16 protein-coding genes are annotated in these 25,943 nt (G+C 40.9%); 2 read left to right on the forward strand and 14 right to left on the reverse strand.

Annotation, left to right across the window (positions count from 1 at the left end):
- Positions 1–463: 463 nt before the first annotated feature.
- Entirely contained in the window at positions 464–1,606 is a 1,143-nt protein-coding gene (locus tag ACHCNF_RS07265) for an SPM autocatalytic domain-containing protein (RefSeq protein WP_408072122.1), read from the forward strand.
- 224 nt (positions 1,607–1,830) lie between these two features.
- Here the strand turns inward: ACHCNF_RS07265 and ACHCNF_RS07270 are convergent, their stop codons facing one another.
- From ACHCNF_RS07270 to ACHCNF_RS07295, 6 genes are all read right to left on the reverse strand, one after another.
- Complete coding sequence (locus ACHCNF_RS07270) at positions 1,831–2,808, reverse strand: IS3 family transposase (RefSeq protein WP_408072201.1); 978 nt, start codon at positions 2,806–2,808, stop codon at positions 1,831–1,833.
- A complete protein-coding gene (locus ACHCNF_RS07275) occupies positions 2,784–3,227 on the reverse strand; it encodes an HTH domain-containing protein (protein WP_408072123.1) in 444 nt (147 codons plus the stop codon). The genes ACHCNF_RS07270 and ACHCNF_RS07275 overlap by 25 nt, the downstream gene beginning before the upstream one ends.
- Positions 3,228–3,597: 370 nt before the next feature.
- Positions 3,598–4,125, reverse strand: a complete 528-nt coding sequence (locus tag ACHCNF_RS07280) for a QueT transporter family protein (RefSeq protein WP_408072124.1) — start codon at positions 4,123–4,125, stop codon at positions 3,598–3,600.
- A 220-nt stretch (positions 4,126–4,345) separates the two neighbouring features.
- Positions 4,346–13,030, reverse strand: coding sequence for an InlB B-repeat-containing protein (locus tag ACHCNF_RS07285; RefSeq protein ID WP_408072125.1), 8,685 nt, complete (start codon positions 13,028–13,030; stop codon positions 4,346–4,348).
- Positions 13,031–13,297: 267 nt separating this feature from the next.
- Positions 13,298–14,938, reverse strand: a complete 1,641-nt coding sequence (locus tag ACHCNF_RS07290) for a sensor domain-containing diguanylate cyclase (protein WP_408072126.1) — start codon at positions 14,936–14,938, stop codon at positions 13,298–13,300.
- On the reverse strand, positions 14,935–15,573 hold the full coding sequence (locus ACHCNF_RS07295; protein WP_408072127.1) for a hypothetical protein: 639 nt from the start codon (positions 15,571–15,573) through the stop codon (positions 14,935–14,937). The genes ACHCNF_RS07290 and ACHCNF_RS07295 overlap by 4 nt, the downstream gene beginning before the upstream one ends.
- A 271-nt stretch (positions 15,574–15,844) precedes the next feature.
- Between ACHCNF_RS07295 and ACHCNF_RS07300 the strand changes: the two genes are divergently transcribed.
- A complete protein-coding gene (locus tag ACHCNF_RS07300) occupies positions 15,845–16,564 on the forward strand; it encodes a LytR/AlgR family response regulator transcription factor (RefSeq protein WP_408072128.1) in 720 nt (239 codons plus the stop codon).
- Here the strand turns inward: ACHCNF_RS07300 and ACHCNF_RS07305 are convergent.
- The 8 genes from ACHCNF_RS07305 to ACHCNF_RS07340 all read right to left on the reverse strand — a co-directional run bounded on the left by ACHCNF_RS07305 (position 16,561) and on the right by ACHCNF_RS07340 (position 25,679).
- Positions 16,561–19,050 (reverse strand): HD domain-containing phosphohydrolase, encoded by a 2,490-nt coding sequence (locus ACHCNF_RS07305; RefSeq protein WP_408072129.1) that lies wholly within the window; start codon positions 19,048–19,050, stop codon positions 16,561–16,563. The genes ACHCNF_RS07300 and ACHCNF_RS07305 overlap by 4 nt on opposite strands.
- Before the next feature lie 91 nt (positions 19,051–19,141).
- On the reverse strand, positions 19,142–19,510 hold the full coding sequence (locus ACHCNF_RS07310; protein WP_408072130.1) for a response regulator: 369 nt from the start codon (positions 19,508–19,510) through the stop codon (positions 19,142–19,144).
- A 35-nt stretch (positions 19,511–19,545) separates the two neighbouring features.
- Positions 19,546–21,360, reverse strand: coding sequence for a response regulator (locus ACHCNF_RS07315; RefSeq protein WP_408072131.1), 1,815 nt, complete (start codon positions 21,358–21,360; stop codon positions 19,546–19,548).
- A gap of 36 nt (positions 21,361–21,396) precedes the next feature.
- A complete protein-coding gene (locus tag ACHCNF_RS07320) occupies positions 21,397–22,914 on the reverse strand; it encodes an ATP-binding protein (RefSeq protein ID WP_408072132.1) in 1,518 nt (505 codons plus the stop codon).
- Between the two features lie 131 nt (positions 22,915–23,045).
- Positions 23,046–24,710, reverse strand: a complete 1,665-nt coding sequence (locus ACHCNF_RS07325; protein ID WP_408072133.1) for a carboxypeptidase M32 — start codon at positions 24,708–24,710, stop codon at positions 23,046–23,048.
- Positions 24,711–24,874: 164 nt separating this feature from the next.
- On the reverse strand, positions 24,875–25,033 hold the full coding sequence (locus ACHCNF_RS07330) for a hypothetical protein (RefSeq protein WP_408072134.1): 159 nt from the start codon (positions 25,031–25,033) through the stop codon (positions 24,875–24,877).
- Positions 25,034–25,048: 15 nt separating this feature from the next.
- Positions 25,049–25,417 (reverse strand): ACT domain-containing protein, encoded by a 369-nt coding sequence (locus ACHCNF_RS07335; RefSeq protein ID WP_408072135.1) that lies wholly within the window; start codon positions 25,415–25,417, stop codon positions 25,049–25,051.
- A 91-nt stretch (positions 25,418–25,508) separates the two neighbouring features.
- Complete coding sequence (locus ACHCNF_RS07340; RefSeq protein WP_408072136.1) at positions 25,509–25,679, reverse strand: hypothetical protein; 171 nt, start codon at positions 25,677–25,679, stop codon at positions 25,509–25,511.
- Positions 25,680–25,943: the final 264 nt, after the last annotated feature.

Here is a 25,943-nt window from a genome sequence, read left to right on the forward strand (position 1 = left end):
TAGCAGCATATTTTCAAGCATTTCTCTATGAGCCTTGTATCTTCGCTTGAGCAAAACCCTAAAGCCATAATACAAAAATGCCGATATACCTTCTGAATCAAAGACAAAGGATTAGTCTTTGATGATTTTACCGGGCAGTCCCTTATTGGGTCAGTGCCTGGTTTTTTTATTTAAAACCGGGATTATTTATAACGTTTCCTCTGCAGAATAAGCAGCACAAGCCAATATGTTTTTACAAACATGCTTTTGCCATCATACTTTTTGCAACATATTTTTTGCAGCATGCTTTTTGCAACATATTTTTTGCAACATACTTTTTACCAACATGCATTTTGCCATCATACTTTTTACCATCATGCTTTTTGACATCATGCTTTTTTTGCAATCCACGGTTTTAAATAATCTAAACACATCTAACACACCGGCAAGGAAGCCGCAAACTAACTTCTTGGAGGGTTTGCTTATGAGAATTACAGGCAGCACGGTTAACCTTGTTTCTGAAAGGAGGTATCAGGAAACTTATAGCATCACTCATGAAAGGACAATTATTGGCACCTCACCTATAGGAGGTCTGTCTTCATTTAAGACAGCTCTTGGCATGGAGGATAAAAGCGAAAATCTAAAAAAAACTGGTTCATTCACAAATGATATAGGCAAGAATGGAAACTTAGAATCTTCCACTAGCGATATAGACAAAAAAGAAAATCAGACACTATTCACAAACTATAATGCAGATGGAGAATTTGCCATTCAAAATTACATGCCATTTGGAGGCAAAATCTCAGAAATAGAAAATATCAGAATGCAGCTCATGGAACGAATCCTTAATATCATGCAGATTCTATATGGAAATACCAGTGGAAACAGTAGAAGCAGAATGCAGGAATATATGCGCGGTCTTAGCTCACAGATGATGCAGGGTTCCTTCCAATGGATGTCCGTATCTACTACTACCTATGTTCACACAGAAATGGAACAGACTGCATTTGAAGCAACAGGTGTCGCCAAAACTAATGATGGGAGAGAGCTCAACTTTGGAATCAACATAAATATGACACGGCAGTTCTCTGAATCTATTGGTGTTATGAATGTAAGCCCCGTTCAGCTGATCGATCCACTTGTAATAAATGTGGGCTCCGGGGTCACAGAAATATCCGACCAGACTTTTACATTTGACCTAGATGCCGACGGCGAAGAAGAGGATGTGAAAAGTATTTCTTTCGGAAGTGGATTTCTTGCTTATGACAGAAATGGAGATGGAATAATTAATAATGGCTTGGAGCTATTTGGTGCCAAATCCGGCGATGGTTTTGCCGAACTATCTGAATTTGACAGTGATAATAACAACTGGATTGATGAGAGTGATACCATTTATGAAAAACTTAGGGTATGGTGTCGCGACGAAAATGGAAAAGATACTCTAATGACTTTGAAGGAAGCCGATGTAGGTGCAATTTACCTTGGCCACGCAGATACCAGGTTCACTTCACAGGGTTCTGACTTTATGGTTAACGCTCAATTTAAAGCCAGTGGAGTTTTCCTGCGAGAATCTACAGGAGAAGCTGGTTCAATCCACCAGATTGATCTTGCAAAAGTCCTTACCTAAGGCTACGTTATTTTATTAGAGCATTTTCATAAAGAAGTTGAAAACATCCACTAAATGAATAGAAAGGTAACAGAGGAAAAACTGATCTAGATTCTGCTACCATCTACGAATATGCGAATAGTAGCAGAGAAAAACTTAATCAGGATTCTGCTACCATCTACGAATATGCAAATAGTAGCAGAGAAAAACTTAATAAAGTGAACCCCATGTCAAGGACACACATATTATTTTTTGGCAGTATTTATTGCCAATGCTGATGGTAGTTGATTGGTTACTTTATAATGATAGTATTCATTTGGTGCCATTCCTTGTAGTTGCACCTGATACCTATCGTTATTGTAATAGTTAATCCAGTCATTTATTCTGTTCTGGACGTCATCGAATGTCTTCCAGGTTTTTATATATGGGCTAAGTTCATCCTTCATATGTCCAAAGAAACTCTCTTGTGGAGCATTGTCCCAGCAGTTTCCTCTTCTGGACATGGATTGTGTGAGGATTGTGTCATTAATAAGATCTCTAAACTTAACGCTAGTATAGTGACAGCCTTGGTCACTGTGAATGAATGTAGTAGCATTCAATGAGTATAAGTGATTTCTCATTAGTTGACGCACTGTTTCAAGAACAAAGTCTATTTCAAGTGATTCACTAAGCTGAAAAGCCAGTACTTGCATTGTGTAAGCATCAATAATCACTGATAGATAGCAGAAAGCGTCATTTAATCTAATGTAGGTTATATCTGTTAGTAGCACCTGTCGTGGTCCATGGCTCTTGAATTGACGTTGTACATGGTTCGGAGCAACAGCATTTGTCTTGAGCGCTTTTGCCATGCGCCTGTAGGGATTCGCTTTTCGAATAGGACATTTTAAGCCATACTTTCGCATAAGCCTGATGACTTTCTTGTGATTCATGGCCGTGCCCATTCTGACAAGCCTCATGCATATGCTTCGATATCCTTTGGCGTATCCTCTAAAGTCATATGCTTGTTTTATAAGAGCAAAATCCCGAAGATCCCTAGTTTCACTCTGGAGACGGTGTTGTGAAGCAACCTCTGATATGTAGCGATAATACCCGGAGCGCGATACACCTGCGAGTTCGCAGAGTTCCTTTACATCCAGACAACTGTCATTAGAGCTGACTTCTCTTTGGATGGCTTTAAATATATATTCCTTCTGATGAACTAGTTTCCCGGAGGATGAAGATATATATTTTGAATTTTTTTTAAAAACTCAACCTGCTGTTCAAGATGTACGATTCTTTGTTGCATCTCCTTAATGGATGTTGAAGTTCTCTGAGCATCAAGATTCTTTTTGGCAAAGGCCTCAGTGCGCTCGGCTTGTGATAACCCTCTTGGAGGTTTTAAGCCTTCAGGAGAGGATGCTTCTGCAAGAATTCTCCTGCGTATGTTATCAATTGCAGCCCTTGTGAATAGTGAAGTGTCATACCCTGCAGCCTTAAGAATCTTTGTTGTTGAAAGCCCGTGCTTGTTTACTTGATCAACAAAAAACTCCTTAAACTCAAGGGTAAATGTTATTTTATTAGGCATAGCAACATGTGTATAAGGATTCTGAGATAGAATTTTGACTTGTTCATCTGTGTAGCTTGGTTTCTTTTTTTGATTCATGAGATGTCCCCCTTTGCTAATTATATCAGCAAAGACAGCTGAATCCGTGTCCACATGTTGGGATGACGACATTTTTTATAAATAATTCCTGCCAGTTTTGTGTCCACATGTAGGATTCATTGTTTAAAGTACCGCCAAAATGTATTTTAGCTGTGTCCACTTCTTGGGGTCTATTTTATAATCAGGATTCTGCTACTATCAACGGACATGCAAATGGTAGCAGAAAAAAACAGAAAAAGCCTCTGCTACCATCAACGGACATGCAAATAGTAGCAGAAGAAAAGGAAATCTAGATTCTGCTACCATCAACGAATATGCAAATGGTAGCAGAAAAAAATCAGGGTGCAAATGCATCCTGATTTTTGTTTCATTATACGGTCTTACCTACTTCTCTGCATCCGACTTCATCTCCACTCCCGAATATCGCCTTTCTTACAGGGATAAGCGCAGTGATAAGGATTGATCCAAGAATCACACATGCTATGACCTCTCCTGCTCCTACTGTAAGCATCTGGAAAGGAATTCCACCGGGAATCTTGTAAGCATAGGTCAAAACAAAGGGAATGATGATCATGTTTGAAATGACCGGAGGAAGTGTTACAAGGAATCTGTTATTTCTAAGCTTATAGGAAAAATATGCTCCAATAGCTGTAGCAAGAGTACCGAATACAATATCCGGAAGTGCACTTCCTATCAAAATATTACTAAGGAAACATCCAATGATCACACCCGGAACCGCAGCCGGTGTAAAGAATGGCAGAACACAGAGAGCCTCTGAAATTCTGAACTGAATTGCACCACTAGCGAGGTTAACCTGTGCAACCATCATAGTGAGCACAACGTAGATAGCAGCAATAAGAGCTGCCTGAGTCATAAATAAAATCTTTTTGTTTTGCATTATTTTTCTCCTTTAGGGTTTAATGATCAAACTACTGACCTTTGCGAGTGGGAAGGATTTAACACTCGTTTATCTTTGTAGCGGAACATAGTTTATCACCAATACGTATATAAGGCAAGACACTATTTTCATAAATTTTTATTGATACAATCAAATATCATAAAGGAGCCCTGCCGTTTCCGGCAGGGCTCCTGTTAGCTTTAAAGCTTATGAAGTTTTATTACTCTTCGTGACTTCTGCGCTTTTTGCCTGTAGCAAGAAGTGTTGCAACTGCTCCGGCTGCGATAAGAAGAACGATTACTCTTGATGTATCAGTGCTGTCATCTGTTCCTCCGCGTCTAGCGCCAAGGACTGCAGATCCCTCACCGGTGCCTCTCTTTGCTCCAAGAACTGCGGGGTCTTCAGCAGATCTCTTTGCGCCAAGTACATTACCGTTACCATTGCTGCTGTTGTCGTTTGTTCCATCGCCCTCGTCATTTCTCTTCTTGGGTGTTGTAGGTGTCTTCTTTTTCTTCTTATCCTTCTTGGTGTCATCATCCTTAGGATCTTCCGGAGGATTTGACTCAGAAGGCTTTGTTACCTTCAAAGTACCATATGTATATGTGATGTTGTAGTTATCAAGTACTACCTTATCTGCAACTGCTGTGAACAGGTTCTGGCTTGATCCCTCCTCTGTCTGGCTACCTGTGAAGTTATAAGTTACCTTATCTCCATCAACCCATCCGGGATTAGCTGTAACATTGTGATTTGTAAGAGGTGATCCGTCATAAACCTTTTCATCGGATGCGGATATAAGCTCGATATTCATAGGTGTAATCTTAAGAGTTCCTTCGTCCTTAGTAATAGGCTTAGCGAACTGTCTTGTTACATCATTTCCATCCTTATCCAATACTACAAAGGTCTCTTCTCCGGTAATAGCAAGAGCATAATCTCCAACATTTCTTGCACTTACATCAACTGCAAGTCCTGAAACTGAGTACTCTACACCATTTACTGTAACTGCACTTCCTGTTACTTCAGGCTCTGCCTCGAGAACATTCAGGTAAATAAGAACGTTCTTAGCTACATCCACTGCTGCATTAAGAGCTTTCTCTATAGGACCCTTATCTTCTTCTAATCTGTATGCAAACTCAGAACCAACATAAGTATGCCCGGAATAAACTCTTGTCTCATCATCAGTGATAGCTCTCAGCTTGTACTGGTCTCCACCAATACGATCGTTGATCTTAAGCCATCCATCCTCTGATACTTCAAAGGTTACATCAAGGTTAGGATCATCATAGCTAAACTGACTTGCTGCAAGGTTCATAGGATACTTCTCAGGAAATTCCTTATTATCAGAATTTGCAAGTGTTCCTACAGCTGCAGGCTTCTTGGTTTCCTCATCCATTACGATGGTTTCATCAGGTGTATATACAACCTTTGTTTCATCAAACAGACTCTTAACATCTACAGAAGATGAAGATGTTTCTTCTCCTGAAATAACAGCTCCTGAACTAGCCTCACCATCAAGTGGATTAATAGTATATCCTATAGCCTTCTTTTCAGTACCATCGTACATGGTCTCATAATTATTACCAATTACATCAACCTTAACTTTGTGAGGTGTAATTGTAAGTGATCCGTCTGTAATACTGTAAGCAATATCGAAATCACCGTTTTCACATGAGAACATATCCTCTGTAAGTCCCATAGGATAAGGTATTACCTTGCCCTCACTGTCTCTGTTTACATCTGTCTTAGTAACTTCATCTGTTCCGTCAAACTGGATTTCCTCTTTATTAAGGAAAGTACTATCAACTTCAATATCATAGCCTGATACTGTCTGCTCCTGTCCGTTATAAGGAACTACTTCTGTATGACCTTTAATTGTAACAGTCACAGAAACAGGAGTTATCGTAAGTGATCCATCAGTTACATTAAACTGTACTTTATCGTAGTTGGGGTTAGTATTTTTAAATTGAGTTCCGTCTTCCTTAAGTCCCATAGGATAAGGAATTACATTACCTTCTTCATCCCTGTTTACATGACTCTCAATTACTGCAGGCTTACCATCATCAAGTGTAAGTCCTGTAGGATCGAACTCAAAATCAGCCTCTGTGTAATTAGAATCAGTTGAACTAACCTCATAACCTACAGCCTTATATTCAGTAGTATCAAATTCAGCTGTTTCCTTAGCACCGGTAATAGTAACAACTACTGTTTCAACAGGTGTGATAAGTACATAACCATCAACAACCTCAAATGTTACATCAATACTTGTACTGTTATATTTGAAGTCATCTGCTGTAAGTCCCATCATGTACTTGTCAATTGAGCCATCTTCCTTACGCTTTACGTCCTTAGCTGTGACCTTTGCTTCCTTATCAACAAGATCGATAGAATCTACATTTACAAGGTCACTGCTCTTAGCCTCAACTGTCCATCCTTCAGCTGTGTGATCTTCTCCATCATATACTGCCTCAACATGATCACCCTTAATCTGCACTGTTGCAGTAATAGGATTGATTTGAAGGAATCCATCACCATCTTCAGCAATTTCGAAGGTTACATCATAGTTATCATTAGTATTAGTAAAGTCGTCCTTAGAAAGGCCCATCATGTATTTGTCGACAGCACCATCTTCTGTTCTCTTTACTTCTGTCTCAGCGATAGAATCATTACCACTAAATGTGAAATCATTTTTAGTGTAATTATCATCACTAATCTCTACTTCATAACCATTAACAGCGTGTTCTTCACCATCATAAGTAACTGTGTCATTATGTCCGGTGATTGTTACTGTAACCTCGACAGGTGTTATTTCAAGGTAGCCATCCTCAACTGAGAATGTAACGTTCGTAAAGTTCTTGGTGTTCTTATTGCTGAACTGTGACTCTGAAAGGTTCATAGGATATTTATCTACTTTACCTTCAGCATCTCTCTTTACGTCTGTTCCCTTTGCTATTGCTTCACCTGTGAACTCGATATCATCCTCTTTATACAGATTTGATGCATCAGTAATCTTAACAGTATAACCTTCTACCTTCTGTTCTCCGCCATTATAAGGTTTAGAATCATTATTACCTGTAATCTCAACCGTGATCTCTGATGTTACCGGAGTAATCTCTAGTTCACCATTTGTTACATCGAAAGTTACATCAAAGTTATCATTAGTATTTGTGAACTGACTTCCATCAGTCTTGAGATTCATCGGATATGTGCCAGCATCTGTTCCCTTTGCCTCAGCCTTATCTTCACTAAATGTGAAATCAGACTCTGTATAACGCTCATCACTGATCTGAACATCATATCCTTCAATACTCTGCTCTTGTCCGTTGTAAACCTTACTATCGGTTTCACCTGTGATAGTTACTGTTACAGCAAGCTTGGTAATCTCAAGTTCACCATTTGTTACGCTAAAGGTTACTTCAAAGTTATCATTAGTATTTGTGAACTGAGTTCCATCTTCCTTAAGGTTCATCGGATATGTGCCGACATCTGTCCCCTTTGCCTCAGCCTTATCTTCACTAAATGTGAAATCAGACTCTGTATAAAGCTGATTACTGATCTGAACATCATATCCTTCAATACTCTGCTCTTGTCCATTGTAAACCTTACTATCAGTATTACCTGTGATAGTTACTGTTACCTTAGCAGGATTGATCTTAAGTGATCCATCAGTAACTATGAAGTCAACATCCTTAAAGTTATCGTTTATATTCTCGAAGCAATCAGATGTAAGTCCCATTGAAAGATCGCATACGTCTGCGCTTTCGAGTTTAGTGGTTAGATCTGCCTTCATCCTAAAGTCTGCTTCAGTATATGATTCATTGTCAATTGATACATCGTATCCTTCAACTGAGAATGTCTCACCTGTGTAATCTTTTTCAAGCTTATGACCGGTAATAGTTACTGTTACCTTGTCAGATACAGGCGTAATCGTAATATAACCGTCTGTTATATCAAATGTAACATCAAAGTTCTCATTATTATTAGTGAACTTGCTTCCTTCTGCTCCGCCTTCCTCAGCAGGATCCTTAAGAAGCATATAGGTAGTTCCTTCGTCTGTACGTGATGCAGAAGCAGTACCGTTAAAGCTGAAGTCTTCTTCTTTATAGAGGTCATTACTAATGCTTACATCATAGTCCTGAACGCTCTGTTCACTGCCGTTATACTGCTTAGTATCATTGTGACCGGTAATTGTTACAGTTACAGCAAGCTTATTGATCTCCTGATAACCGTCTGTTATATCAAATGTTACATCAAAGTTCGTTGTATCATCGTTTGTAAAGTCAGAATCTTTAAGGCCCATTTCTGTCTTGCCGTGCTCAGTTCTTGTAGCCTCATCAGTTCCGCTAAACGAAACCTTATCTTCTGTGTAAAGGGCATTATCTGAGCTAAAGTCATATCCTGTAACTGTATGCTCCTGTCCGTCATAATCAACAGAACTTGTATGACCTTTGATGGTAACCTTTACTTTTAACTGTGTAATCTCAAGTGTTCCATCTGTAACAACCCAATCAACATCAGCAAAGTTTTCATTGTTAAGCTTAAAACTAGTATTTGGAAGACCCATGTTATATGTGCCAACATTTGTGCCGCTAGCACTTACAGAATCTATACTACTTCCATCTGCCAATGTTATCTGATCCGGTGTAACACCTTCTACATCGTTTCCATCCTCATCTTTAATTGTGATGGACTTAATTCCGGTTACTGACTGTTCTGTTCCGTTGTATGCCTTTGTATCACTATTACCAACAATAGTGATCACCAGCTTTTTGGCTTCCCAAACAGCATAGAGTGCATGGTATGGAGCTTTCTCATCAGCAGCCACTTTAGCATCACTATATCCAGTAGTAGAGTCATAGGTTATGAAAAGCGTCTTTGAATCTGTAGTTGTACCCACAGACTCCTCTTCTCTGGCCCATCCTTTGAATATATATCCTGCTCTTTGAGGAATGCTTTCGTCTTCTCCCAATCCATAAACAGGAACAGATGCATTTACTTCTAGGTCTTCATCTGTACGATATAAGCCACCATCATAGTTGTTATACCATGTGATATGAGTAGGAACTGACTTTTCTACCTTTACATATTCTGCACGAAGCTGGATTGTATAGGACTTTTTATCATCTGGTAAATCCTGTACGCGGGCATCTGCTTTCTTAACTTCAAAGGTTGCACCCGGAAGAACAGTAACGTCTGTATCTTCATAACTGTCTGCAGTCTCATTCCACGCCTGAACTACCCAATGTGAGAAGCGAGATTCATATGTCTTTCCACCCTCTTCTATATCAGGTGTAGTAGTCGGAGCAGCACCTGCAGCAGCCATTGCTGTATCGGCATACAGATTTGTATCACTAGGTGCAGGGCTTCCGCCTGCTGCATCATAAACGATACCAATACCTGTAGCTCCGGGAAGAGTTAAACGCCATCTTGCATAAAGATCCAGCTTTTTGGTGATCCAGGGACGATCAACATCGGCATTAGTAGTAGCGCCGTTGCCCCACTTATCCATCGGATCAGTTAAATCAGTAGCCTTATTATATTCAGCTTTAACTGTAGTTTCATTTAAAACAAATGCCTCAGCATTAAAGCCAAGTTTATATTCAGGATCTCTATACCATCCCGCAAATTCATATCCTGACCTAAGAGCTTTATTAGGAACAGATACAGTACTACCACATGAAATACGGAAGTTCATCGCCTGATCTTCTGATCCCCAATTAAGAGTAGAATCCGTTCCTGCCATAGGATGAAGGAATACACGGTACTGAATCAGTCTCCATTTAGCATAAACCGTAATACCTTCCAAAGGCATGGTTGTAAATGTATACTGTTGCGTACATGCCTCATCCATGTACCATCCTTCAAACACATATGTGCTATATGTAGGCTTAAAGTAATGTTCTCCATCCTTATTATATGAAGACAGATCCTCTTCATATTTTATATTCTTTTCTGTTCCAAGTTGTCCTCTGTTTGTCTCATCAATCGGGTTTCCATTTCCGTCAAAATATCCACCATCCATATAGTTGATGGAATACTTATTTCTTGTGTAATAGAAATAGAGATTATCTTTATCACCACTGCCACCATTAAGCTGATCCCATGTCTTATAACCTCCGGGTGCAAGATTAACAGTTGAGTCATCACTCTTGGCAATTGCTTCCCTTGTATATCCTTTCAGTATCCAGAAATCATCGTTATAGTAAACACGGTAAAAGTCATTGGGCAGATCTTTATAAAGAATATAATTTTTTCCCTTATACGTTCTGGTCCCAGTAGCTCCCTCCGGGGCTTCAATGTAATAATGGAAATATCGCGTAGTTTTATTCGTATGGGTAAGCGCAAATGTAATATTCTCAGCCGGCATACGCTCCATTCGAGTAATACGCTGAGTATATGTTGACGAACCGGATGGTGTCCATGAAGTTACCGGCGATGTTTCAGGATATTTAACGCCATCAGATCCTGTAAATTCCCAAATATCACTAATATCCTGATCATACAATCTCTTAACTGTATAAATTGTAGTCCTGGGAGTTGAAGCCACATATACTCCATCACCTACATGATCAAATCTCTTATTTTTATTCGCCTGGAAAGTAAATGTATACTCATTTCTGTCATAATATACATTTACTACTGCCGTACCTTCCGGAGTAATCGTAACATTTTTTGTATAACTCTTAAGGTGGAAGCCTGTATATTTTTTTTCTGTTCCATCTATAACAACATAAGCTCCATCACCGGTCCCCCTCTGAACAACTGTATTCACAGTTGTTCCTGTCCTGCCGGTCAGATTTATTGCTTCTTCATAGTCATATCCGTCAGCTGTTATGTTCTGTTTCCAAATCAGGATAGTATAATTTGAGTTTGTAGCCGGAATCCAGCTTGCATAAACAGTAGTCTTATCGCTGATTGTATTTCCAAATACAAACTTTCCAGTCGTTACAGACGGATTATTACCATGCGCATCAGCGTTGGCTTTTGAATCATACCAACCCCCAAAAGTATACCCAAGACGATTCATTGCAGTTTCGGGCTCTGTAGTTGTTTCATTGGTCTTAAGGAATACAGGTGCATTATAGGTGGCACCTTTTCCGTTTTCATTAAAGACAAGCCAATGTCCTGCTGGTGCATTTACTGAAAATACAACATTTCCCTTTATCTCAATTTCTGTCTCATTGGGATAATTCTGACCTTCTGTATATCCCTTGATATTAGTAGTTCCTTCGTGAACAAGCCAGCCCGCGAATGCGTGCTCTTCATCACCAGGATTATAGAACATATCAACGGTATACTTCTGATACTCCGCACTGTCATCTGCACGGAATTTTATTTCACTTGATCCCAATGATGCATTACGATCATCGAGATAAGAAACGTTATATGCTTTAAACAGCATTGCATAGTATGTAATTGAAGCACCTTCTGCAACGCCTTCATTGAGCATTTCCTTGACTTCTGTACGTACACCATCGATATCAAGCTCCGGTGTCTTCGTATCATAATCTGCGTTCTGAGTCCATCCGCGGAACATAACGCCTTCATCAAGTTCACCAACACCCGGATCATAAACAATGTCATCAAAATGAACAACACCGTCATCTCCGGCTACAAGGTCGTTCTTTTTTACATAAACAGAAGCAATCTCAGTTTCTCCGTTTACAAACTTAACATTCAGTCTGGCATTTTCATCTTCCTCGCCCTCACTGACTACAATATAAACTGAGAACTGGTTTGAATCAAAGCTAACCTCTGTAGCAATCTTTGTATCGTCACCAGCATCCTGATTAGCATCCTCTGTTTTAATATCAGCATTTATCGTCTCAACATCGCCATCATGATCGTGAAGAACGGTAAAGCTATCACCTTCAAGTACTTCATCAAGCTTGAGTTCTACATGAACATATCTGTCATCAGCAGGCTGAATTTCCTTACCTTCATAATTAAAGGTAATATCAACACCCTTAGCTGCCTTTACATCTTCGCCCAGCTTGCCCTGTGCAGTAGTGATAGCCTGATCATCTGAAATGCCTGTAATGGATACTTCTGTATCCTTAGGGAAAATACCCTCTTCAGCACTTATAGACACGATCAAACCACCTGCGTGTACATCAGTTACTGAAAGCGCAGGCATATCCTCAGCAATATTCTCAGCAGCTTTAAAGTTAGCTGTGAATGTTGCATCTGCTTCGATATTTGCAGGAACGAAAGTAGCCTCAGATGATACTTCGTTTCCTTCAGCATCTGTCCAGTTTACGAACTCATACTTATCGCTTCTTGCTGTAGCTGTAGCACCCTCAAATGCTGCACCTTCAACGTTGAGATCGATGGTTTCAGAATCTCTTGAAACCTTACCACCCTTAGTAGCTGTATAAGTAACAGTTACGTTCCTTACTTCTGCAGGAGCTTCTACTGTTTCAGCAGGTGTCTCTTCTGCAGGAGCTTCTACTGCTTCAGCAGGTGTCTCTTCTGCAGGAGCTTCTGCGGGAGTCTCCTCTGTTGGAGCTGCTTCTTCAGGAGCTGCTTCCTCAGCGGGAGCATCTGCATTTTCTTCTGCGGGAGCTGCTTCTTCTGCAGGAGTTTCCTCTGTAGTCTCCTCCTGAACCGTTTCCTGAGGTTCCTCTGCAGGAGCTTCTTCCGGTTCAACATTTTCTTCCGGCGCAGTCTCTTCTACAGCCGGTTCCTCAGAAACATCTTCTGTCTCTGCAGGCTGCTCATCACCAATACCTTCGGTGAAAAGCGAGCTATAATCATTATCTTCTGTGGAATTTGCTTGCTCATCAGAATCTGTGACTGCTTCTTCTGAGGTAGCACGAACTGAGATACTGTTGTAATCTGACCCGCAGGTAGTTACAAGTACCACAAGTGCCAGAAGCATAGCAAGCTTTCTTGCGATGTTCTTGCGCATATAGAATTTTCCCCCTTCATGAAAATATAAAAAAATAACTACAAGTTTATACCATACATTATACAAAATTAGATATTATGTTAAGCTACGGAATTTGAACAAAACCCTTCATATTTCGTACTTGACAAAGATTTTGTTTTGTGTTTTTTATTTTATGATTTTTTCATGCATATTTACCATTTTTAACATAAATAAAAGGCCATGGATTTCTCCACGGCCCTTAACGTTTTTCAAAAGCTTTTTCTTCTATAATTATAGTATTCTGTTTTATCCCATCTCAGCCAGTTTCATTTTCTGCTTGGCAACATACATTCTTGCATCTGCCCGTTTGAAAACAGACTCAACATTCGAATCAGTTTCGGGATCGTACTTCACCATTCCCTTTGCGATGTTTATCTTTTCCCACTCATTCTCAGTCTCAAGATTATGACGTTCAGCTTCTACATCGAAATCTCTGAGAAGCTTGTAACAGTTGTCGTAATCATCACCCTGAAGAATTACTACAAATTCATCTCCGCCAATTCTGAATACCGGACTACCTTTAAATATTCTACAGGTGAGTCGGCATGCATTTTGAAGATATATATTACCGCGCTCATGTCCATATGTGTCATTGATCCTTTTAAGATTGTTTGCGTCAAATACTACGATACCATATTCCTTTTCACCTTTCTGCATATCCAGCTTGGATGCCGCATCATCATATGCAGTCTTGTTTTTAACGCCCGTAAGGGAATCGTGATAAGCAAGTGAATTCAGATCATCGATGTGGTGCTTTAAGTGATGAACCATCTTTTCCATGGCATGAGTCAGATCACCAACTTCATCCTTGGTTTCCTTAGGGAAAGTTACTTCCAGTTTTCCATCATTTATCTCTCTTGCTACATGTGCAAGGCTCTTTAACGGTTTCGTAATTCTGCGGCTTACCATTATAGTAATGAACAGGAAAATCAGCAATACTATAATAGTTGAAACAATCACACTTTTCACGAGTCTGTTGCTCATATACATAATCTCGCTCTTAGGTGCGGTTATGACAAGACGCATATCATTTGACAATGTTCTATATGCCAGCTGTTTCTTCACTCCGCCCATGGTATATGATAATGGTTCAACTCCGTTACTGTCATTTTCAAATGCCAGTATCCCGTTAATCTTCATATCTTCCAGTGTTGTTCCGGATTCAAAATTGGGATTATAAATAATCTTGCCCTGGCTATCGATGAGGCATGCGTAACCGGTATCATAGCATTTTATATCCTTAACACGATTCACCAGATCATAAAAATCTATGTCCATACCGGCTATACCTATCAGTACTCCATTTTCATAGAGCGGTACAATGTAGGAGATCAATTCCATATCAATGTTTGCATTGTGATATGGATCCATCCATGTAGGCTCTCCGCTTCTGACAGGAATATACCACCATCCCACGTGCTCAATATCATCCTCGTCATATGTACTTATATCTGTAGGCTCCTCATAGAAAAAATCATCATTCTTGGTATCTCTTCTATAAAAAACCCCACTTGTAGAAGGCATTATTTCAGGATTGTAGCGCACATAATATGAAACTATACCGGGAACATTTTCAGCGATATTTGAAAAAAGATTGCCAAGCTGGACGGTGTAACTATCTCTGTAAGTATCATCATTCGCCAGCTTTTCAACAGAAAAAAGGCGCTCGACAGCATAGTCGGCAAGAATATTGACGGCTTCCTCAGTGTCCAATAAACTTCTATTGATTGAGTTTGCTTCAGTCTGGCAGGTAAGATTCAGAATCTGAGCCGAGTCATAATCACCTGCCTGCCTGAGTGTCAGAATAGCTGTTCCACCGGCAATAGCAGCAACCATCAGAATTGCTATTGTCGTAAGCAGGGTTATCTTTTCCTGAATAGATTTCATTTTTCCCTCATCTTATTGCTATCCATAATGAAAATAACAAAGACAGCAAGCATTATTATTATCAAAACGCTGTATAGAATAAGTTCAATTGAAGTATCTGTCTTTTTTATTTTATCAGATTTTGCAGTATTTTCATCATCTATTTCTACAGTTTCTCCAACTGTAGATTCGTCGGATTCTTCTACCACTAATTCTGAAGTATCTATCTCGTCACCGTTTTCGTCTCTCTTAGCTCCAAGCACAGCTTTCTTCTCACTTATTCTGAGTGTGCCGGGTCGCAGCTCCACATTGACGAATTTGTCTGTAACATTAAGACCACTGGGATCAAATATCATATAATCGGTAACTATATTGTTATTTTCTCTATTGTCTTCAGGATATGTAACACTCCCCTCAGCCACTGCTTTGTAAGTAAAGCCCTCGGGGAGTCCCTGTGCAGTCACATCTATCTGCTCTGTAAGCGGAGTGCCGTCAAATATCTTCTCAGCACTCGGTGCTGTAAAAATCACTTTGTTGCGGTACACAAGCAAAGCGCTCGCATGCATCCCGCAGCATGGGGACAGACTGATCACGCAAATGCCTATTAGAATGCACATATACGTGATCATTCTGTAACCCAAACTGTATTGTCTCATATCTCCCCATCACCTTTCGTCCAAAACTTCTACAGGACTTTAATTATTTTCGAACGACTCTAAATAATCACTTTAAATTATAAACACTTTTACATGCCCATAAATGACGGAATATGAACAGTTTCATTCATAATTCGTACTTGACAAATGTTATAAACATGTTATTCATTGTCAAAAAACTACATTTTTATGATATTATTATATATATGGTAAACAGCTTACACTTTTGTCGCTTTTCCATAACAGGTTACATACATGAGGGGTACATAAAATGGCTGATTCTGACATAATCAAGGTTGCTATCTGTGATGACGAGATGACACAGAGGCGTCAACTTCAATTTATTATCGAAAAAAGCCGTCCGGGTACTGAAGTCAATGCCTTTGAATCCGGTGAAGATTTCCTGAATTCATTCCGTCCGGGCGTATATGATCTCATTTTCATGGATATTCTGATGCCCGGAATGGGCGGTATCGATGCTACCAGCAAGATAAGGAGTGTTGATGGGTCCGTGCCTATAGTTTTTGCCACTTCCAGCAAAGATCACGCCATGGAAGGATACAAAAACCGCGTAATAAGATACCTTATGAAACCGTTTGATCCCGTTGAAGTCAGTGAGGTGTTGGAGCTCGCTGCTCAGATGAAGGGTTCACAGGGTGGTGTTACAGTAAGGATAAGCGGCAAGGACATGACCTTTTCCTATGAAAAGATATGCTACGTTGAGCAGAGCTCACACACCCTCTACATTCATATGGCAAATGGCGCAACTTTACAGCTGACGGGTAAGCTTGATAACATCGAGGCTCAGACACCTGATGATTCATTTATCCGCTGTCATCAGAGTTATCTGGTAAATCTGGCACATGTAAAAAGTGTGGACAGGAGCCTCCAGGTATTTATCATGAAGGATGGCGACTCTGTCCACATCAGAAGAGAGAGCATCCCGGAAGCATCCAGGATGCTTGCCGAGTACTCTATGAAAAACATTTAATTTTCATCAATCATAGCTATAAGAACATCCACAAGAGCCGGATCAAACTGCTTTCCGCGGTTTTTTTCGAGCTCTTGTTTTATGCGCATCGGCGGCATAACGGGTGCATAGGGTCTCTCTGAAGTCATAGCATCGTAGGCATCAGCAATACCTATGATCCTGGCTTCAATAGGAATCTCCTCTCCCGCAAGTCCGTCAGGGTAACCTGTCCCGTCATATCTTTCGTGATGCCATCTGGCGCCCGTTGCAAGCCCCGGCATCTCGGATATATTCCTTAGTATTTCATAGCCGATAATAGGGTGCTGCCTTACGATCTCCGACTCATCCTCTGTAAGGCTGTCAGGTTTTCTCAGGATTTTTTCAGGGATAATGAGTTTTCCTATATCGTGGACAAGCCCCATATAGTAAATATTCTGCTGCTCGTTCTCACCTTTTCCTAGCCTTCTTGCTATCTCAGTAGAATACTTTGCAACTCTCATGGATCTGCCCGGATTATTGACATCCCTTGAATCCACTGTATTTGCAAGAGCAAGTAGTATCTGCGCGGGAAGCCCCGCACCTGCAAAGTCATTCTGATATTTCATAAGGTCATCAGAACCGGTATCCTTATCATCCTCGGAATACTCCTTTACTCCATCAAGGAGCTCTTTACTTAGTTTATCAAAATGTTCCTTAAGAGCAGGATGAGCCTCTCTTACAATATCAGTCTTACCTTCCTTTATGGCATTTTCAAGAGCAAGTGCTTCCTCAGCCAAGGTGCTTTCGCCAATTGTCTTTGCCGTACTCTTTAATGAATGTACAGATATCAGATATGCCGCAAAATCATTCTTTGAAAGGAACTCCGTCAATTCCTCACCTTTGTTGCTCTCTGCAAACATCTGGATCTGAGATACATAAAACTCCTCATCACCCATGCAGAAATTAAGCCCATCCTCCACACACAGCTGTGGGAAAATTTCATCAAGTTTCCTTTTGTTTATAACAGGCGTCATTATCTGCGCAGTATTTACAGGCGAAGCCGGCTCGGCAGATGTTTTCTCTTTTTCCTTATAAAACAGGTGCTCAAGTGATGCTCTCTGCTCTATAAGGTTCGATGGCATGATATCTATAAGAAGGTCATATAGCTTATCCGCAACAACAGGCTTAGACAAATAAGCATCAAATCCAAGCTCCTTAAAGCGCTCTTCGTCCCCGCGAAGGCCTCCTGCAGTCAGCATAATAACCGGAGCATCCTTACTTAGCCTCTCCTCTCTCATGATGCTCAGAGTCTCAACTCCATCCATTATCGGCATCATATGGTCCATAACCACAAGATCATAGGTCTTTTTCCTTAGCTTCATAAGAGCCTTTTGTCCGTCAACCGCAGTGTCTATCTGCGCCTCAGTCTTATTTAATATTTTGAGAAGAAGATCCACATTCATTGCATTATCATCCACCACAAGCACCTGCGCCTTAGGCATTATAGGCACTATGGTTTCGTCGATATCCGTATCAAGGAGTGCCGAATAATCGAAAAACTTGCTGACATCCACATCCTCACCGGGCTCCTGTGCGATCAGATTAAGGAGGTTATTGAAAAACGCAAGAAGTGTCTCGCCTGCTCCCTTTATTTTGGAAGCATATTCAGAGACCTTTGCCTCTTTGGTATTTTCAAGGATCAGGTTATCAAAACCAAGAATAGAATTTATGGGCGTTCTTATTTCATGAGACATCTGTGATAAAAAGTCGTTCTTAGCCTCATTGGCTTCCTCTGCTCTTTTCCTGGCTTCAGAAGCTTCCTTCTCAGCAAGTTCAAGCTTTCCGATGGTCTTCTCAAGTCTGTGATAGTCCGGCGTCTCCAGCGTAAAAAGCAATATAAGAAGTGCAACAGATGCAGCAAAGAATATCAGAACCACATTTTTAAGCCATACCATCTGCAGCATATAGATAGCTAAAACCATAATGGTTGCCACTGCTATGCTGAATAATTGCAAAAGTGTATATCCTTTTCTGTTCACCAGAACAAAGCCGGTGGCAAGAACTATATAATAAAAAGGAAGGAGAAGCGAACATGCAAGGTACATCATCCCCCTTATATAGCTGCCATCCTCCAGGATGGTAAAGACATTACCCGTATAGACGTTTTGCACCATCATGAAGCACTGGATAATGATCACAGCCAGATTGATTTTATATAGAAGCGTATCTTTAATATCAACCTTGGCACAGGCGACTATGTACTCAGCGTAAGAATTCGCAGCAACAGTAGCTGACAGAATATTAAGCGAATGTATGACATAATGTCCCGCTGCAGGGACCACACCGGCATACATCTCTGCAGCAGCGGCGGCAGTATCTATCACAGTTGCAGCCATAAGGTAATATGCAAATCGTCTAAATGCCCTCGTGGTCTGCGAAGAATCGGTATATGTCATTGTTAAGAAAAGGCAAATCAGTATGTCATATAAGATAGCTGATAGCCCAAAGGACAAATTGTGAAGTATCATGTTTTCCCCTCATTAGTCAGCCCGGCTGACAGTCTCCTGTCTTTGGAAGGACACGCCCCTCGCTTTGCGAGAACCCGGTCCAATCTGTGCCTTAAGCATACAGTGATATTGCGGCCTTTAGCATATGAAACCCTATCGGCTTTTCAAGAAAATTCACAAAGCCATGCTCTGCAAGATATTCCTTTGAAAAGTCAGATTCATGCCCCATTATAATGGCGTTTGTCCCCTCATCTCCAAGGAGGTCATCATCAAGAACACTTTTCCAAAGCCCTGCACCTTCGCCTTCAGGCATGTAGGCATCAATAAGTATCAGATCATACTTATTTTCAGAGAGCTTATCTCTTGCCTCTTTAAAATCCGATGCATCGTCAACTTCTACATCTTCAATTTTCTTTGCTATTTCCGTGATAAAAAGTCTCTCTGTCTCAGAGTCATCCACTACCAGTATCTTTTTACTCAATTATTATCCCCCAAAGTCTTTTTTATAAGGTTTTCCTACAAGCCTTTATTTATGGCATCTGTAAGTGTATTTCTCTCAGAAACAAATGCTCCTATCCTCTCGCGAAGAAGTTCAAACTCCTGCCTTCTGCAAAGGGCCTCGAGTCTGTCTGCCATTTTCACAAGATTGTCAGCACCTATAAGCATCGCTTTATCGCGCTCTGTTCTTATTCTTGCAAGACTTTCAGAATAGTCTCCCTGTCTTATGGCAGCGGATAATTCGGAGCTGAAATCCTCAGCAGCATATTTTTCCAAAATTTCTTTGTATAGTTTAATGTCATGAAGCAAATACTCCCGAGCGCCGGCAACCCGCAGCATAGGCAGTTTTTCCTGCATGCTCTCCCATACGCTGAGGTCCATCTCACCGCTTAGTATCTCGCCTTTTCCTGATAAAAATTTCTTAAGAATATCAAGTACCATATCCTCTGTAAAGGGCTTTGTGAGATATGCTGCAAATCCTTTGCTTAAATACGCTTCGTCCTGCCCCGCTATGGCATTGGCAGTAAGCATTATCACAGGTGTGTTGTCGCACAGTCTCTCGTCGCGCAACTGCTTTAGAGCTTCCACGCCGTCCATAACAGGCATCAGATGATCCATGAAAATGAGGTCATATCTGAATTTTCTTACCTGCATCACTGCCTTTTGTCCATCAGCAGCAGTATCCACCGCAAATCCCATAGGTGTCAGCATTCGCACCATCAGATCAAGGTTCATGGGGGTATCATCCACAACCAGAATTCTCATCTGTGATGCTCCGCTTATTCCGGATCCGGACGAAGAGCTTTCAGAATCGATAAATTCGTTTTCATCCGTTCTCTCTATCAGCTCAGCCATGGAAGGAAGACGTCTTGGACCATTTTCATCTGCCTCCTCTGAAACATAATTCAAAACGTTTTCAAAGAAGGTGAGAAGACGTTTTGCCGATATCTTGACTCTTCTCGTATATTCCTTGGTGGCTTCCTCTTCCGTATCAGCCAGGATCAGATTTGAATACCCCATTATTGCATTTACGGGCGTTCTGATATCATTTGACATCTGCGCCAGGAATCTGGACTTGGCAAGGCTTGCCTCTGTCGCTCTGATACTCGAGGCTTCAAGCTCTCTTTTTGATACTGACAGCTCCTCAAGGGTTCTCCTCAGTTTCGCATAATCAGGGGTCTCCAATGTGAGGAACATTACAAGCATAGCAAGAGATGCCCCGAAGAACGTAACCAGAAGGCTCTGATAGAAAAACATCTGAATCGCATAGAGAACAACCACAAAAACAAAGGTTACAGCCAGCGCAAACTTCATCCTCCTTGCGTAGCTCTCACTGTGGCTCAATATGAACACGCCTCCGCACAGGATGTAATAAAGCGGATACGCATAGACAACCAGCATGAAAAGCGGCCCAGCCTTAAGTTCTCCCGTTGGAAGATAATAAAACACGGTATCGAAGAACACATTAAACAGGATTATCATCCCATAAATACCCAGCAGCACTCTGTTGATAAAAGCACCTGTGGTTTTGTTATACTGTTCTCCCACGTAGGAAATGACGTATCTGACAAATTGAAACGCTCCCAGGGTTGCAGATATATAATTAAGAGCATTCAGTACATATCTTGGAAAAATCGGGATTGCGCTGCCATAGCTCATGACAATTGCGTTTACAACATCAATAACGGTACCGGAAAGCACAAGCAAAGCCAGAAGTTTGAACTCTCTGTTTACTCTTGTATCATCCTTGTACCGAATCAAAAAAAACGTACACAATATAAAATCCAGCGGAATCATTGCCAGTTCCAGAAAAATGTTGTACTTAAGAATCAATTTATGTTCACCCCTATGATAAAAAGGTTTATGTAATCAGGCCTCTCTTTGAGACAGAATCTTAAGGGCTTCCTGAAACTTTTCCTCTGATGCCAAAACAGGAAGTCCCGGATTTTTTCTTTTAGCCGAAAAGCTGCTCTTCTTTACTATCTTTTCATCAGGAATATAGCGAAGAAGTATTGACTCAAGCTCTTTGAATACCACGGGCTTTAACAGATAATCCGCAAAGCCCTGTTTTTTGTACTCACTTCTTACTTCCTGTCTCGCACCTGCAGTTAATGCGATACAGGTGGTGTCTGAATTTATCCCTTCAGTGCCCTTGAGTCTTGATGTCATCTCTCTTCCGCTCATTCCGGGCATCATCAGGTCTATAAAAATTATGTCGTACTTATTCTGCATGGCAAGCTCAAGTCCTGTCTGGGCTGAAAGTGCTGAATCAACCTGGATTCCTGTTCCGTTAAGGAGACTCTCCATAACTGCAAGATTCAGTTCAGCATCATCCACCACAAGAACCTTCGCATCAGGAGCAGTGAAGCTGATGGTAAAGTGGTCCTTATCCATTACGCTTCTGGCATAGGTCTGCTCAAAATCACCTATAGGCTCGCTTCCCACTACCTTCTGCTTAATTGCAAAATGAAAATTACTTCCCTCACCGTAGATACTCTCAACCTGTAGTTCAGAGCCCATAAGTGACAGGATCTGCCTTACAATCGATATACCAAGTCCGCTACCCTCGATGGTTTTTATCTTTTCTTCTTCGATTCTCTCGAAAGGTCTGTACAGTCTCTGTAAATCCTCTTTTTTAATTCCTATACCCGTATCTCTGACCGCAACCTTAAGAAGGATCTCCTGATTATCAAAAGAGGCATTGGACTCTATTTTTTCATAGTCAACAGAGAAATCTATCTCTCCATCTTCTGTGTATTTAACTGCGTTTGTCAGAATATTCGCTATGCACTGCTTTAATCTGTCAGCATCGCCGTAAAGTCTTCGCGGGATATTTTCATTGACATATCCCTTGAGGTTAAGTCCCTTAGCCAGTGCCCTTGGGCGTATCAGGCTCATCATGTCCTCAATCACCACAGACAGATCATACTCATTTGGGAAAAGCTCCATCTTTCCAGCTTCAATTCTGGAGTAATCAAGTGAATCATTGATCAGGGATAAAAGGGTATTCCCCGCAGAGCGAATGTTATAAGCGTACTGCCTGAGGGCAGGGTCGTTATACTCCCTCAAGATCAGCTCATCATATCCCAGAATGGCATTTATGGGTGTCCTGATCTCATGGGACATATTGGCGAAATATTCTATGCGCCTCCTGGCATCCTCTTCATCGTGAGCCTTCTGTTTTCTTAAGACATCATAAGCACTGTCCCTTTGACTGGACATATAAACATATCCGGCAAGTATAAGGAAAAGCGCAAAAAGGAGCGTGAAAAACAGTACCCATAAAATCTCCCACCGGTAGGCGATCGCAACACCGCCCAGGAAGAGACTTATCAGCATAAGAATCAGATATAATATGAACTTTACGCGATGAGTGACTGTTTTCATTTAGTTACGTCCTTATAATTGCGTAAGCCAAAACCCGTTATTATGATGTTTAGGCTGCTTATGCCGGCAGGTTATCTATTCTATCTCCCTGCTTATGCCGGCAGGTTATCAAGGTAATAAAACCTTACAGTTCACAGTTCATACAGCGCTGAATATTTCTCCTCAAGATAATCAAGGAAATCATCTGCTGTAAAATCTCTGCCTGTAATATCCTTGATCCACTCAGCGGGTGAAAGTCTGTCAGCCTTCTTAAATACATTTTCCTTCATCCAGTTATTGATTGTATCAAAATCTCCACTCTCGACTGCCTTGTCGATATCTATCTCATTTTTCATGCGGTTATAGTACATTGCGTTGTACATGTTACCCATAGAATAAGTCGGGAAGTATCCAAATCCCGATGTCCAATGCACATCCTGAAGAACACCCTCTCTGTCAGTCTTGGGAGATACTCCAAGGTACTCCTCGTATTTCTCTCTCCATCTGCGTGGTATGTCTGCAATGTCGATGTCTCCGCTTATGATTTCCTTCTCAATCTCATATCTGATTATGATATGAAAAGTGTATGTAAATTCATCTGACTCCGTGCGGATAAGTGAAGGTTCAACTACATTTATTGCTTCGTAGAATTCCTCCTCTGACACTCCCTCCATAACCTCAGGGAATATTTCACAGGTCTTGGGATAAATGAGCTTTATAAAGCTTCTTGAACGTCCGATTCTGTTTTCATACATTCTTGAAACAGACTCATGCATTCCAAGTGTCTTGCCACCTTCGATAAAGTGATCATAATTCTCTGCAGGCTGGTTCATCTCGAAAAGTGCATGTCCGCCCTCATGGATTATGGAATACATACTTGCCGCAAAATCAGTAGGATAGTAATGAGTTGTGATACGGATATCGTTCTTGCCCATCCAGTCTGTGAAAGGATGCTCAGATGTGGAATACGCTCCCCTTGTCATGTCGTACTTAATTACGCTTATGAGATACTCTGTCATCTTTCTCTGTTGTTCTTCCGATACCTCTTTGTGCATGAAGTCGGTGCGGATCTTCTTTTTGCTATTCATGATCTTCTTAAGAAGAGGAACAAGTCTCTCCTTGCAGTGCTCAAAGCACTCATCCAGCTCCTCTACCGTTATCCCACGCTCATAATCACCAATGAGCTGGCCGATGACATAATTCTTATCAGAAGGATCAAGGCTTGGAGCCATTGAGGCTGCAGAGTTTGTGGTTGCTGAAGCCGTTTTTACATCTGCGGCTGAGTTTGTGGTTGCTTCCGCATCTGAACCTGCTGTTACTGTATTAGCACTTGTAGCAGGGCTGTTTAGAACCTGAGCATCTGCGGGATCGCGTAACCTTACCATCTCTATGTTAGCATCTCTCACTTTTTTCAGAGATTCCGCAAACATTGAAAAATCCGAATTCTTCCTTGCAGCTGACCAATCCACAAATGCCTTGTTCATTATCCTTGAGAACTCAAGCTGCTTATCAGCTGTTATGTTTTTTGTTTTTGCATACTCTCTGTAAAGCTGCTCTGCGCACACTCTGTCAAACTCTTCAAGCTCGTCTCTGTGCTCATACAGATACAGCATAGCTTCTTCAAACTTTGCCTGCTTCTGAAGCTTGAATACCTGGTTCTGCAAAAATGCTGTAATCTCTCCCTGCTCCTCCATACCTTTCTCAGGACAGATTGTCTCCTGATCATATGTCAAAAGGCGTGCTGCGTGAGCATACATCTCTGCCTCCTTAAGCACCGCCTGTACGTAATCCAAGTTCTTTTTTGTTTCTGAATTCATTGTTGTCTGTTACCTTTCTGTATATATTTTAGTGCATTGCATATTTGAGTAATGCTTACTTGCTTTTGTTTTTTCCGGTTTGTTTTGGGTATTTTACTTGCTTCTGTTTTTTCCGGTTTGCTTTGGGTGTTTTACTTGTTTTTTTCCGGTTTGCTTTAGGTGTTTTACTTGCTTTTGTTTTTTCCGGCTTGCTTTGGGTGTTTTACTTGCTTTTGTTTTTTCTGGTTTTCTTTGGGTGTTTTGCTTGCTTTTGTTTTTTTCCGGTTTGCTTTAGGTGTTTTACTTGCTTTTTTTCCGGTTTGTTTTGTAATTGTATTTATCAAGTACTTTAAAAGCTCTTAGCCTGTTATTCTGTAACCCTTCTCATCAAGCACTTCTGCTGCTTTTTCAAAGTCCTCTTTTTTCACAAGAATATAGTCTGTGTTGTATGTGGAAATCGCAAATATACCTATGTTGTTCTTGGCAAGAGCTGTAGATATTTTGGACAGAATGCCTATAAGCGTAAAATCAAGTTTTCCCTCAATTCTAAAAGCCTTGAATCCATCGCTTCTCTCTGTGGTATTCTCCGGAACATCTCTTGTCTCGCATACTACTGAGATTTCTTCATCAGTTTTGCTCACAAAGATAAAATCCCTCTTCATATTTACCTGCTCAAGGTTCTCAACCTTGCATACCGTAAAGTCCTTATCTATTCTCTTAAGTTCCATGAGGCTTCCCCCTTTATTCTTCAATCAAAAATGCAATTGCTATGTCCATTTTACCACAAGTTAGATGGTCTTTTGTTTATTCATTTTGTACTCATGTCGTATTTCTAGCATTGAAATAGTACTTATCTTGCTTTGTTCTGCTACCCTGTGCAACTCTTCCAATAGTAGCAGAGACAAACTTCCTTTTTGCTCTGCTACCCTGTGTAACTCTTCCAATAGTAGCAGAGACAAACTTCCTTTTTGTTCTGCTACCCTTCGCCATCCCTCCGATAGTAGCAGAAACATACTTCCTTTTTTCTCTGCTACCCTACACAATCCCCCCGATAGTAGCAGAAGCGACATTCCTTTTTACTCTGCTACCCTACACATTCCTCCGATAGTAGCAGAAACAAACTCCCTTTTTGCTCTGCTACCCTACACATTCCCCCGATAGTAGCAGAAACACCCCCTTTTACATTCCTTCTCACTCTGCTACCCTACACATTCCTCCGATAATAGCAGAACGCTTATACAATTTATCAAGTCG

Origin of the sequence: Butyrivibrio sp. NATIVEDY162 (assembly GCF_045999815.1) — a bacterium.
Taxonomy (GTDB): domain Bacteria; phylum Bacillota; class Clostridia; order Lachnospirales; family Lachnospiraceae; genus Butyrivibrio.